Source organism: Peribacillus sp. NPDC096540, assembly GCF_050278525.1.
Classification (GTDB): domain Bacteria; phylum Bacillota; class Bacilli; order Bacillales; family DSM-1321; genus Peribacillus.
On sequence record NZ_JBNNTG010000012.1, the window covers coordinates 111,599 to 123,942 of the forward strand.

General features: G+C 36.3%; 14 protein-coding genes. 7 read left to right on the forward strand and 7 right to left on the reverse strand.

What is annotated here, in order from left to right; all coding sequences use genetic code 11:
• Nucleotides 1-178 precede the first annotated feature (178 nt).
• Both ACQKMR_RS12980 and ACQKMR_RS12985 read right to left on the reverse strand, forming a co-directional pair.
• Nucleotides 179-1,378 carry an MFS transporter gene (locus tag ACQKMR_RS12980; protein ID WP_427697652.1) on the reverse strand — a complete coding sequence of 400 codons (1,200 nt, stop codon included), beginning with the start codon at nt 1,376-1,378 and terminating at the stop codon, nt 179-181.
• 12 nt (nt 1,379-1,390) lie between these two features.
• Complete coding sequence (locus tag ACQKMR_RS12985; RefSeq protein ID WP_427697653.1) at nt 1,391-1,819, reverse strand: MarR family winged helix-turn-helix transcriptional regulator; 429 nt, start codon at nt 1,817-1,819, stop codon at nt 1,391-1,393.
• A 298-nt stretch (nt 1,820-2,117) separates the two neighbouring features.
• Between ACQKMR_RS12985 and ACQKMR_RS12990 the strand changes: the two genes are divergently transcribed.
• Nucleotides 2,118-2,513: a VOC family protein gene (locus ACQKMR_RS12990; protein ID WP_427697654.1), complete on the forward strand. Its 396-nt coding sequence runs from the start codon at nt 2,118-2,120 to the stop codon at nt 2,511-2,513.
• A gap of 316 nt (nt 2,514-2,829) precedes the next feature.
• Here the strand turns inward: ACQKMR_RS12990 and ACQKMR_RS12995 are convergent, their stop codons facing one another.
• Nucleotides 2,830-3,309: a DUF6944 family repetitive protein gene (locus ACQKMR_RS12995; RefSeq protein ID WP_427697655.1), complete on the reverse strand. Its 480-nt coding sequence runs from the start codon at nt 3,307-3,309 to the stop codon at nt 2,830-2,832.
• Between the two features lie 222 nt (nt 3,310-3,531).
• Between ACQKMR_RS12995 and ACQKMR_RS13000 the strand changes: the two genes are divergently transcribed.
• The 5 genes from ACQKMR_RS13000 (at nt 3,532) to ACQKMR_RS13020 (ending at nt 8,280) form a co-directional block, all read left to right on the forward strand.
• Nucleotides 3,532-4,005 carry a YjdJ family protein gene (locus tag ACQKMR_RS13000; protein WP_427697656.1) on the forward strand — a complete coding sequence of 158 codons (474 nt, stop codon included), beginning with the start codon at nt 3,532-3,534 and terminating at the stop codon, nt 4,003-4,005.
• Between the two features lie 536 nt (nt 4,006-4,541).
• Nucleotides 4,542-5,126: a glycerol-3-phosphate 1-O-acyltransferase PlsY gene (plsY, locus tag ACQKMR_RS13005; protein WP_427697657.1), complete on the forward strand. Its 585-nt coding sequence runs from the start codon at nt 4,542-4,544 to the stop codon at nt 5,124-5,126.
• Nucleotides 5,127-5,364: 238 nt separating this feature from the next.
• A complete protein-coding gene (locus ACQKMR_RS13010; protein ID WP_427697658.1) occupies nt 5,365-6,657 on the forward strand; it encodes a glycosyl hydrolase family 8 in 1,293 nt (430 codons plus the stop codon).
• Between the two features lie 146 nt (nt 6,658-6,803).
• On the forward strand, nt 6,804-7,199 hold the full coding sequence (locus tag ACQKMR_RS13015) for a VOC family protein (protein WP_427697659.1): 396 nt from the start codon (nt 6,804-6,806) through the stop codon (nt 7,197-7,199).
• 766 nt (nt 7,200-7,965) lie between these two features.
• Nucleotides 7,966-8,280 (forward strand): thioredoxin family protein, encoded by a 315-nt coding sequence (locus tag ACQKMR_RS13020; RefSeq protein WP_427697660.1) that lies wholly within the window; start codon nt 7,966-7,968, stop codon nt 8,278-8,280.
• 500 nt (nt 8,281-8,780) lie between these two features.
• Here the strand turns inward: ACQKMR_RS13020 and ACQKMR_RS13025 are convergent, their stop codons facing one another.
• From ACQKMR_RS13025 to ACQKMR_RS13040, 4 genes are all read right to left on the reverse strand, one after another.
• Nucleotides 8,781-9,152, reverse strand: coding sequence for an ArsR/SmtB family transcription factor (locus tag ACQKMR_RS13025; protein WP_427697661.1), 372 nt, complete (start codon nt 9,150-9,152; stop codon nt 8,781-8,783).
• The gene (locus ACQKMR_RS13030) at nt 9,153-9,581 is read right to left on the reverse strand and encodes an SRPBCC family protein (protein ID WP_427697662.1); all 429 of its coding nucleotides are present in this window, start codon (nt 9,579-9,581) and stop codon (nt 9,153-9,155) included.
• Nucleotides 9,582-9,757: 176 nt separating this feature from the next.
• Nucleotides 9,758-10,201: a DUF6376 family protein gene (locus tag ACQKMR_RS13035; protein ID WP_427697663.1), complete on the reverse strand. Its 444-nt coding sequence runs from the start codon at nt 10,199-10,201 to the stop codon at nt 9,758-9,760.
• Nucleotides 10,202-10,232: 31 nt separating this feature from the next.
• The gene (locus ACQKMR_RS13040) at nt 10,233-10,838 is read right to left on the reverse strand and encodes a protein kinase family protein (protein ID WP_427697664.1); all 606 of its coding nucleotides are present in this window, start codon (nt 10,836-10,838) and stop codon (nt 10,233-10,235) included.
• Nucleotides 10,839-11,567: 729 nt separating this feature from the next.
• Here ACQKMR_RS13040 and ACQKMR_RS13045 point away from each other — a divergent pair.
• Nucleotides 11,568-12,344, forward strand: a 777-nt coding sequence (locus tag ACQKMR_RS13045; RefSeq protein WP_427697665.1) for an SH3 domain-containing protein, incomplete at its 3' end; no start/stop codon positions are given.

Below are 12,344 nucleotides of genomic sequence, written 5' to 3' on the forward strand. Positions count from 1 at the left end.
ATTATGCCCAATGGAGGTCGAATTATCTCTCTGAAGGACGAATTATCCCCAACAACGGACGAATTCCCGTTGCGCAAACGGCTTGCTTATCTCAGACTTATTCTTTAGATCGAACTCATGGCATAAAAGCATTAAAGAAAGGGATATCCCATTACAGGATATCCCTATCTAATTTCGATCAAATTGAAGCGATTTTTGCTCTTGCTGCACGTTCATTCTTGCCGTGCAAGAAGTAGTAAAGAAGAGAAGTTGCTATGACCACAACACCTAGGATGACATAAAGTGTACTGTAGCCTGTTAATGGAATGATTAAACCTAGTATATAAGGACCGAATCCAAGTCCAGCATCAAGCATGATAAAGAAGGTTGACGTTGCCATTCCCATACGGTGAGGCGGAGTCATTTTAACGGCGATCGCTTGCGAGCTTGATTGCATATTACCGAATCCAAGTCCAATAAGGAATCCGGCTGCCAATAAGGTGAAACTATTGCTTGTTTGACTTAGAAGGAGCAGTCCGGCTCCAAAGATAATAAAGGCCGGATACATAATATAGTTCGAGCCTCTCCGGTCCATTAACGGTCCTGAGAAAGGGCGTGATATCAATACTGCTACTGCATAGACTACAAAGAAGAAGCTTGCTGTATTAACCAGGTTAATTTCCATTGCATAGAAACTGATAAAAGAAAGAACGCTAGAGTAACAGAAAGCTAATAATAGAGTAATAAATGAGATGGGCAGTGCCTTTGGCTCAATAAAGTTGGAAAGCTTAAATCCTTTTACTTCAGAAGTTTTTGTCGCTATTTCTAATACAGGTACATAAAGGAAGAAGGCTGTAATCAAGCTTATTATCCCTAAAGCAAGGCAGAAACTAAAAATCGTTTGAAAGCTAGCATGTTGTGTCATATAAAGTCCGATGAAAGGCCCGATTGCTGTAGCCAGTGTTGCACTCATGCTGTAGTAGCCGATTCCTTCCCCTTTTCGTGTAGCCGGGATAATCTGAGCTACAATCGTTCCTGTCGCAGTGCTGGCCATACCCATTGCTATACCATGTATTAGACGGTTAGCGAGCAGGAAGGTAATACCGAAATCCACAAAATATAAAAGTGTTGTTAAAGTAAAAAAGATTAAACCAATGTATAGTGTTTTCTTACGGCCAATCGAGTCAATAAAGCGGCCGATGAATAGTCGCCCAATTAAAGTTCCAATAATAAATATCCCAGATATAAGGCCGGCTTGGCTTGTAGAAGCATTTAATTCATTTACTGCATAGATAGCCAGCGTCACCATTAATAAATAAAAAATTAATGTTATGAAAAAATTGATGGAGGAAACAATAACAAAATCTTTCGTCCACAATTTAGGTCTGGATTGATCCATTTTATTATCCCCTTACTCTATAATATTATTTCTTATTTGGCTCATAATGCGGATAGCTGCGAGCTGTTCTTCTTCAGTGATTCCTTTTAAAATGTCCTGTTCGTATTGATCGATGGTCACACGGACATCACTATATATCTTGGTTCCAAGCTCTGTAAGCTGCATTCTTTTTTCGCGTCTATCTTTGCTGGGAACATGCTCTACATATCCTAATTCTTCTAAGCGGGTAATGGTCCTGGTAATTGTGGGTTTTTCCACACTCTGATAATTTGCAAGCTCTACAAGCGTTGCAGAACCATAATTGGATAAGTAATGCAAAATTGACCATTGCGCTCTGTGCAAATGATGCTTGTTTAGCTGTATATTTAGATTATTTTCAAAAGGCCGGTACAACAGCAATAGTTCTTGAAAGAATTTTTGGTAAGTCTTTATCAGAAACACTCCTTATAATATATAGTTACCAAGAGTAATTGTTACCTTGAGTAACTATAATAACAGAGGTCATTCATTATGTCCAATTGGATTTGGATTGTTAACTTTGGGGGTTTTTGATAAGGTGAGGGGGATAAGAGATGATGTGAAGCATGTACGAGTAACGCCCAATTCACGAGTAAAGGGCTGAAACTCACGAGTAAAAGCCCGAAACTCACGAGTAAAAGCCCGAAACTCACGAGTAAAAGCACCAAATTCACGAGTAACGCCCAATTCACGAAAAGCGATAATGAGGAGAGGATGACAGTTGTCAAAAGGACTTATTCATCATATTGAGCTATATGTTTCTGATTTAAAAAGGACTGTTGATTTTTGGGGCTGGTTTTTAGAGGAATTAGGGTATGAACCTTTTCAGGAGTGGGAAAGCGGGAAGAGTTGGAGAATAGGTGAGATGTATATTGTCTTCGTCCAAGCAGAGGAACGATTTCTTGATGTTCCCTATCATAGGGGGAGAGTAGGTCTTAACCATTTAGCATTTCACGCGATTTCGCGTGATCAGGTTGATGATATGACTCAAAAATTAAGGGACAAAGGAGTAAGCATTCTCTATACTGACACTCACCCATTCGCTGGTGGAAAGGAGCATTATGCTGTTTACTTTGAAGACCCAGATAGAATGAAAGTTGAATTGGTGGGACCTTAAGTATTTTCCATTATAGGGGAGTTAGTTTGATAAGATGAAGGAAAATGGCTAAGCAACCGCACTATATGATAAATAGGAGCTAACGACATCCATCTTTAGCTGTAGCTGTAGGTAGCCCTTTATCAGGTATTAGTGAAGGAATAATTATTATAAGAAAAGGGATAAGAATTGCTGTTGCTGTTTTCATTTTTTTGATTTTTCTCGTGTTTAATGTGTTCAACCTCAAGGGTAATGGCATTAATTAATATAAATGCACCAGTAACTTGAATCCAGCTACCGACCAATAGAATCTGTTCTCCAATTACACTTTTTTCGTTTAAAACGTAAATAAACCGATCGCTGCTAAAAAAGAGCCTAAAGAAATGAAGCTATTTCCTATAACGGCAAGGGCCCTATAGGATGAATCCACTTCAAGATATGCACCTACTGCTTCAAAAGCTGCACCAAGACCTTGGACTCCACTGCCAAGGGAATCTATTTTTACTCCCTCTTCCTCCGCACCATTTAGTACAATACTTACTCCAACTGCATTTGTACTATTACCAGCAGCCTCAAGCCAAGCACCGAAGATGGTATATATTTGTGCTAGCTCCCTCTCTGGTTTAAACAGCTTAGTTCTCCCGATGGCTTGCAACGAATTTCCGAATGCTTCAATCCCATTTCCTTTTACGATTAAATCTTTCCCCTGATCGCTGTGGGTGAAAGTTTGCCGGGTCTGTCCGATTGTATCAATAAGTGAACCAATAGCTAGTATCCATGCTCCTGAAAGAAGGAGGTCTTCTCCACGAAATGTCATATTCCCAAACGCTCCTTAAAAGAGGTTATTTTATATTATTCATAAACCAGTGTATGTTTACATAAACCTTCAAAACCAGGTTTTAGGAATGAGAGGTAGCCCATCGTTTGAAATGAATCGAATCGTTTCTAATTAATAAGAAGATGAGGAAAGTTAGTTATATTATAACTGTCAAATTATTGGTATAATGTAGGCGATTGTCTAGAGGTGGTGAAATTGTAAGTGAAATACATTTTTCAATTAGTAATTGCTACGCTGTTTCTTTTGTTATTTACATTTTGTACGTGGTACGAAGGAAGCGAAATTTTAGATAGCCCGCGGGAATGGAAATATTCAACTCACTTTTCACAGATGTTGAATGATCAAGTTGTGGATGCAAATGATATTTCAGATTTAGATTATTTTGTATATGCAGCTAAATTCAAACCATTATTTCCTAGCCTAATGATAATTACAGCCCTATATATAATCATTCTTTTGGGAGCGATGCTATTTAAAAGAAGTGCCAAAAAAATAGCTTTATTTCTTTCTGGTTTGGGAGTACTTTTACTACTTTTAAGTAGGTTGGTATCTAATTCCCCGACTGCAGGGGGAAGTTTCTTCAATGCTTTTTTTCTGACAAGTGGAATTATATCCGTACTAATTGCTGCCTTATATTATTATCAAATGCCAAAAAGACATAAGCCTGAAGTATAAAGTACAAGAGTGTTCTTTATGTCTTTTGGAGTTAACTGAGCATCATTGGAAGAATTAGCTGCTGTCCCTAAGCAGCTTTTTTTGTGCCGAAGCCTTTTTGAATGACCCTTAATCACCAAAATGTCATTTTGATATTTATTTTGCGTGGATAACAAATAAAGGATCATATATATTAGCCTGACTAATTTGTATTTGTTTGACTAGGATTGGGAAGCTGAATGGATATACGAAAGAACTTATTTATTTAGCATTAAATGTTTTTTCTTTCAATAAACCATTCACAATATTATACACGCCTAATGTATCAATTTATTATTTAGGGTCATGAGTATCATTCTGATGGATGCATGACCCTTTTATATTTTTCAAATATATCCGTCAAGAAGTTGATGGAAAGACAATGTTAAAGACGTTAATGTGAAGGGTGTTCAACACTGGGGTTTTGAATAGTTAAGAAAGATAGCAGGGAATTAAGCATAATATAACGAATATTAATATATATATTGGAACAATAATTTCAAGTAAGAAGGTAATTTATGATAAATATAATAACTCTCCTTTCAAGTTATTTAATTGGTTCAATCTCATTTGCTTTGGTTATCGGTAAATTGTTCTATAAAACCGATATTCGAGGATATGGGAGTGGGAACCTTGGAGCCACTAATACGTTTAGGGTTTTGGGAAAAAAAGCAGGAACTACAGTAGCTATTGCGGATATATTAAAAGGTACTGTTGCTTGCCTACTCCCACAAATCTTTAATTCAACGGTTTCTCCTATATTGTGTGGCTTACTGGTCATATGTGGACATGCGTTTCCTATCTTCGCGGGCTTTAAAGGTGGAAAGGCAGTGGCTACATCAGCAGGAGTGTTTATATTTTTATCTCCATTAGGTACATGCACTGCATTTATTGTGTTTCTTATTAGTTTGTTAACTTCTAAATATGTGTCTCTTAGTTCAATTTTAGCTAGTATTTCAATTTTTATATACAGTTTAATATTTGAAGAAAAGCTGATTATCGCACTTTCATTATTTATTAGCTTATTCGTAATTATTCTACACAGAGAAAATATTAAGAGAATATTGAAGGGTACGGAAACTAAAGTAGGTAAGAAGAAATAATAGATTTGTCTAGCTTAATTAACAGGTGCAATGTATAGAGTGGTTGCTGAGGCGCCCTTTTTTTACGATTTAACGGAGTAGATTAAATCAAAATTGTATATTACTTAATCGGTGTTTGAGAGGATTGGAAATTCTAACAGCTTTTTGAATACATGGGAAATTGTCAGTTACATACAAATGTTTATGGCTCACTCAATATTCTAAAGTAAATATAACACCATAATCTAAGGAGCCAGCCATGAAAAAAAGAGTTAGCTTATTAATAGGCGTGATAGTAGTTGGTATCATCGCCTCGATATCATTAGTGTTTCAAAATACTAAAAAAGAGGTTGCCAGTAAAAGGCCCTTTCCACAACATACAGTCTATCAATCAGGAACTATACAACCAGACAATGTGTCACAACAGGAGATGGATGATGCCGTAGCGGATTTTTATAAAACCTGGAAAAAAAGATATCTTAAGCAGCCTGTTGATAAAAATGATGAGTATTATATTTTTTATAATGATAAGGGGTATGCAGAGCCAAAAAATGCTGTTACCGTTTCCGAAGCGCATGGTTATGGGATGATGATAACGGCAATCATGGCGGGAAAGGATCATAAGGCCAAACAAAACTTTGATGGTCTTTATAGATTTTACAAGGCACATTGCAGCGAAAATAATCCATCTTTAATGGCATGGCAACAGGTAAAGAATAAAAAGGGAGAAATTATTAATACGCCAGGGGATGCTGATTCAGCAACTGATGGTGATATGGACATCGCTTATGCGTTATTATTGGCTGATCAGCAGTGGGGAAGTAAAGGGGATATCGACTATCTTGCTAGTGCTAAAGACATTATTGAGGCCATCATGTTGAATGAAATAAATCAGTCTCAGTCTCTTATAAAACTAGGAGACTGGGCGGAAGATAAAGACCATGTTTACGGGCAATCAACTCGTTCATCAGACCTTCTTCTAAATCATTTGAAGTCATTTGAGACCGCAACAGGGAATCATAAATGGAAAGATGTAACGGATAAGGCTTATACGATTATTCAATCTATTTATACAACAAAAAGTGGCAATACCGGTCTTATGCCTGATTTCATTGTACAATCTAAGGGAGTTTATCAGCCGGCTCAAGCTGATTTTCTAGAGGGGGAGAATGACGGTAATTATAGCTGGAACAGCAGTAGAATCCCTTGGCGCTATACTATTGATTACTTACTAACCGGTGACACTAGAGCGCTAGGGCAAATACAAAGGATGAACAATTGGATTAAAGAGGAAACACATGGCAATCCAGAAAATATTCAATCTGGCTATACTCTAAGCGGAAAAGCGGTTGAGGAAGGAAATAGTACAACCTTTGTTGCTCCATTCATGGTGAGCGCCATGGTTGATTCTTCTAATCAGCGATGGATCAATAAATTATGGAGCAGAACGATACAGGAACACGACGATGATGACTATTTTGCCAATACGATTAAATTACAGACAATGATTGTGGTTTCAGGTAACTGGTGGGCCCCAGAATCCAACATATAAATGTACAAGATGTTCTCCTTTTTTAACTAAGGTGCTTGGTGAATTAGTTTAAGAAGATGCTTCAAAGAGCACCCTAAATATGATCCGTTTTTGGAAAAATCAATTGTATAAAATAACTGAAGCTATAATAAGGAGTTTGATTATAAATGACAAAGGTTACACCTTTCTTAATGTTCCAAGGAAATGCGAAAGAAGCCATGAATTATTACACATCTTTAATCGAAGAGTCGGAAATAACCAGCATGACTCGGTATGGAGCAAATGAAGCAGGTGCTGAGGGAAGCGTCATGCGAGCTTCCTTTACGTTAAAGGGTCAGGAGTTAATGTGCATCGACAGTAATATTAAGCATGAATTTACATTTACACCTTCTTTTTCATTGTTTATTACATGTGATACTGAAGAAGAAATTGACAGGATTTATGAGAGTTTAACTGATGGTGGAGAAGTACTAATGCCATTAGCTGATTATTCCTTTAGTCAGAAATTTGGCTGGGTAGCTGATAAGTTTGGTGTTTCTTGGCAACTTACTCTTCCAAAATGAATATTGATTAATGTAGAAAAGGCCACTAAATTAGTGGCTTTTTATCATGGAATCTTTGAAGTGTTTACATAAGGGTTCTGAGTTTTTTTCCATTCCTTAGCGCTTTGTCACATACTCCATGGACATTCGGAGAAGGGGCTCTTTTTTAGATAAAATTCCAAAGTCTTAAGGGATGAAAAAAAATTTTACTAATAAAGAAGAATTCCCCCTTCTAAAATAACTGGATCAATAGGCGCCCTACCTCTGAATACATATCTCTCACCAAATCAGTGATTTTAGAGTGCTTGTGCGAAAAAAGTTATATGATTGGCTTTAAATATGAAAAGAGGGTACACATGAATATTATTAAAGCAGTTTGGATTAACGAGGATATTGCAAATGAAAATAAAGATGGAAGTTGGATTCCATTAGGATAGGTTTTTGCTGGAAATCTTGTTGATTCAAGTGATTTAGCGGAATTAAGGATGGGTTTTAGAAATTATTGATTCAGTTGATAAACAAAGAATTAACTCATATAGTAAAAGATTCTTTAGGCAATCTATTTGCTGTTATAATAGGTGATGATGAATAGTACGAACATTATTTTCATTTTAATCAACTTTATTATTCATTTAGAGCTCTCATTAAAGAAATTTATCACTGTTATCTAAAAAGAAATTGAAAAAATTAAGAACTATGGTGGAAACATTATATATTAATCCATGAATCACTTTATTGAAGAATTAATATATAATTGTAAGATAAGAAAAAGCTCGGAGGAGAAATTATGAAAAATATCAGTACAGAACAAGAATATCGTGAACAAATCAAACAAGATGGATTAACGGTTGGGATTTTTACGACAACATGGTGTCCAGACTGCAAACGTTTAGGGATGTTCATCGATGACATTACAGAAGAACATCAAGATAAAGAATGGTTTACTATTGATCGTGACCAGTTCCCGGAAATTTCTGAAGAGCAAACGGTTATGGGGATTCCTTCTTTATTAGTATTTAAAAATGGTGAAAAGATTGCTCATTTGCACAGTGCAAACGCTAAAACTCCAGAGGCAGTAAATGAATTTTTATATAACCTATAAAAACATTTTAAGTAAGGTAAACCCCGCATGATGCTATCATGTGGGGTTTATCTATGTTATGGACTCTTGCAGCGGATGATATTCCAAAAGCAAAATGGGGGAATCGGAAGGCATACTCCAATTGCTTGTAGAGAAGGAGTCGGATAAAATCCTGGGTGCAGCTCTTTTTATGTTTAGAATCTTTTAAAATGATAAATTTAATATGATTCTGGAGACATTTATCATGAATTGAAAATCATATCTTCACGCATCCATAAATGACGGAAAGTCTGCATTATTTATTTGATGAACTAGTGTAATATAGAAAATTATGATAACCGTATGTCAGATACAAAAAAACGCCCCAATGGCGTTTTTTGTTTTGTTTCGGAATGGACATCCGATTGATATGTATTTTTTAATTACTGACGATGACTATTAGGAAGCGTAAAGAATATAGTGTTGAAGCAGACGAGTAAGCCAGAAGAAGACCCCCGATAATCGGGGGTCCTTCATTCGTTTTATTTATCCTGTTTGGGAAGTTCGGTTTCAACAACTTTCAAACTGCTTGCTTCACCGTTTTCAACCATATGTTTAAGCATAGATAGTTTGTTACCCCAAAATTGTTCGTAAAAAGAAAGCCATTGTTTTAATTCTGTTAAAGGTTCAGGCTGAAGACGAAAACGTTTCTCTCTTCCTACCTTCCGCCCACTGACTAATTGGGCTTCAGAAAGGATATGGAGATGTTTTGCAATCGCTGTACGGCTCATGGAAAAGTGAGAAGTGATTTCTGAAATGGGTAATTCCTCTTCAGCAAGTAATCGCAGGACCTTTCTTCGGGTTGGGTCGGCGATAGCCTGAAAAACATCATACTTTTCTGCTGATGTAGACACTTAGCCCTCAACAGCTTTTTTAAGTTTTTCATTAACGATCTGTACCCAGCCATATGCCATTCTATCGCGAATAACTGAACTTTTTTCGTTCGGTTTCGGGAGAATCGTATCAGGTTGTTTCCAACCACCATGAATAAGGGTAAACTCTGTTTTACCATCCAGTTCTTTTAAATTGAACGAAACGATCCAGCCATCAGTATCCCAAGTGAACGAGAGACGATGAGGAGCATCTATTTCTAAAACTTTGCAAGGAGATGGACCAAAAGGTGATTGTACATGGAACTCATGTCCCACTTTCGGTTGGAAATCATTAGGCATGAACCACGATGCAATCCCCTCAGAAGTCGATACTGTATCCCAAACTTTTTGGATAGGCGCTTCAAGAATAACCGTCTGCTTGACATCTTGTAATGTTTGTTGATTTTCCATACTTATTCTCCTTTATAATTTAAGAATATAAAACCATTTGGTTTCACTTTGTTGATTATATAAAACCATTTGGTTTCGTGTCAATAATAACTTGTCTCCATGCATTTATTTTTATTCATAGTTTTAGTGAAATGCTGTGTTTATTAAAATGTGTTTTAGAAAAAAATCCAGTCTGCTTAATTACCCAATTCTTCAATTTGGTTTGCCAGGTCTGTTATATTCTCGATGGATTTCATTATCTCTGAATTTTCTAGTGCCTCGGGGTCGAATTGACCATTTTCGATATTATTTAGATATAAATCAATACCATCTGACAGCTGTTGGTTAGAACTGACGATTTTTTCATGGATGCTTTCCGCTATTTGGGGTGGTTCAGTTGCATTGAACTCTTCAATCTCCGTTTTCATCAGTTGTAGTTCTTTTTCAAGATTTTCTCTTGCTTCGGTATCATTGACGGCATCTTGGGACAATGCGGGCACTTCATTGGCAAATTTCTTAACGGTACTTACATACCCTGTCGCATTATCTGCATATTCCAACGATGAATTGACTTCTCCCAAAAGAGAGCACCCGCTTAATGTAAGGATGGACATAAAAGCAATGGTTATAATTTTTTTCATATGTTCCTCCAATGTGATTTTATAGTGATGATTAGATGGGGAAGAATCTTTTTTTATAAATTGCTGCTATTGAATTCAGAATAAAGCTAGGGATTTTTTTCGGAAAAAATGACTTCGAATAGAAGAGATGAAAAGCATTTTTCAGGTCGTGCCACTGATTGCAGGATTTCACTTGCTTAAACCTTGCAACATCAATGATCTTCACCTTCTTTTCGGAAGTGATAAAGATGTTTCTTAAATGGATATCTGAAGGATTTAGTCCTTCTTTCCTTGCTAATTGTAATGCATGATCAATCTCTTTTATGTTTTCTTCCGTTATTGGAATTCCTAGTGTTAAGCATTCAAATAGAGTGTTGCCTTCAATGTGATCAATAACTAGATAATTCTCACCCGCATCAAATAGGGTAGGATAGTATTCGATAGATTGAACAGTTTGGTATATCTCAGCTTCTACTTTAGCCGTGTGAGTATGGTTTGGAAAAAACACTTTCATTGCTTTATTGGTAGAATGTATTCTAAACACATAAGCACTTCGGCCTTTTCCGATAAGTGATAAAGAATGATCGGCATCTAGTAATGTATTATTTTTATCATGAGAAATCATAACGCTTTGAGCTAATTCACTATATTGCTGCATACTTTTCACCTCTATTAGTAGTATTATCGCTTCAAATTTTTTTCAATAAAAAAGACGGTATAACCGATTGTTGGTTATACCGTCTTTAAAAATTAAAAGACCTCACCAAATAATCGGCAAGGTCTTGCAAACAACTGAAAATTAGTTGCCAATAAAGCCGAGGATAAAATCCTGTATTGACGACTTTATTGAATAGCTACTCCCCTTAACAGAAGGATTCATATAAGTATATATTAGTAATTATATAGTTTATAATGACAAAGCGTCAAACAATAGGATTGAACGACTTACTCTACATATATATTCCCGACTTTTTTTTTAATGTGCATTTATTTAGTCGAACGTTAAGTATTATCTCAATTAAAGCAAGGATGTTCTCAGGCTGGTAATAAATTCAAAATTAAATATTCGTATTTTATCCAAATAACTCCTCTGGACAAGGGGGGCTTTTTTCATTCTTCATTAATTCTGCTCGGTTTTTATTTGTCATCAATAGCGTATTGTTTCCGCGTTAACTTTGGGATGTGAATTATATTACAATTATATCTATTTGATTACTTAAATGTCTATTGGATTACTATTTAGTTAAAATCCGTTATATAGATCTTAAGACTCTAGAAAATATGATATATTTTTAAACGATAAGGAGAATTACCTATATCGAAACCCTGATTTTAACGAATATTTAAATAAATGTTAAAAATATAATTCTTTAGTAGGGAGGATGGAATGAAGAAATTAATTATACCGACTTTCTGTTTTGCAGTATTGTCTACAGTTGCTTTCGAAGAAAAAATATCTGCAGCTCCACTACCTGCAGAACAAATAAATATAGAAACTAGTAAAATGTATGTAAATGTAAGTTCAGGCTCGCTCAATATGCGGAAAAGTGCATCTGAAAACGCCAGCGTAGTAGTGAAGCTGACGAAAGGTACGCAGGTAACGTTGTACTCGGAATCCAAAGGTTGGGCGAAGATCAAAGCCAATGGAAAAGAAGGATATGTCAGTACCAAATATCTATCGACAACGAAGCCAGGAACGGTAACGACTGCTGCTGCCACAGTTAAAACGACGACGAAATATGTAAACGTAAGTTCCGGAACACTAAATATGAGAAAAGGTGGAACGGAAACTGCCAGCATAGTAGCGAAGCTGACAAGAGGTACACAGGTAACGATGTATTCGGAATCCAAAGGTTGGGCGAAGATCAAAGCTAATGGAAAAGAAGGATATGTCAGTATCAAATATCTATCGACAACGAAGCCCGGAACAGTAACTAAAGCTGAAGGACCTGTTAAAACGACGACGAAATATGTAAATGTAAGTTCTGGGACGCTTAATATGCGAAAAAGTGGAACGGAAACTGCCAGCATAGTAGCGAAGCTATCAAAAGGCACGCAGGTAACGGTTTATTCGGAATCCAAAGGTTGGGCGAAGATCAAAGCTAATGGAAAAGAAGGATATGTCAGTACCAAATATTTATCGACAACGAAGCCAGGAACGGGA

Coding starts and splice junctions, on each gene's coding strand:
- ACQKMR_RS12980 (WP_427697652.1), bottom strand. CDS start 1,378: ATGGATCAATCCAGACCTAAATTGTGGACGAAAGATTTTGTTATTGTT.
- ACQKMR_RS13020 (WP_427697660.1), top strand. CDS start 7,966: ATGAAAAATATCAGTACAGAACAAGAATATCGTGAACAAATCAAACAA.
- ACQKMR_RS13040 (WP_427697664.1), bottom strand. CDS start 10,838: ATGCAGCAATATAGTGAATTAGCTCAAAGCGTTATGATTTCTCATGAT.
- ACQKMR_RS13030 (WP_427697662.1), bottom strand. CDS start 9,581: ATGGAAAATCAACAAACATTACAAGATGTCAAGCAGACGGTTATTCTT.
- ACQKMR_RS12995 (WP_427697655.1), bottom strand. CDS start 3,309: ATGACATTTCGTGGAGAAGACCTCCTTCTTTCAGGAGCATGGATACTA.
- plsY (WP_427697657.1), top strand. CDS start 4,542: ATGATAAATATAATAACTCTCCTTTCAAGTTATTTAATTGGTTCAATC.
- ACQKMR_RS13010 (WP_427697658.1), top strand. CDS start 5,365: ATGAAAAAAAGAGTTAGCTTATTAATAGGCGTGATAGTAGTTGGTATC.
- ACQKMR_RS13035 (WP_427697663.1), bottom strand. CDS start 10,201: ATGAAAAAAATTATAACCATTGCTTTTATGTCCATCCTTACATTAAGC.
- ACQKMR_RS13015 (WP_427697659.1), top strand. CDS start 6,804: ATGACAAAGGTTACACCTTTCTTAATGTTCCAAGGAAATGCGAAAGAA.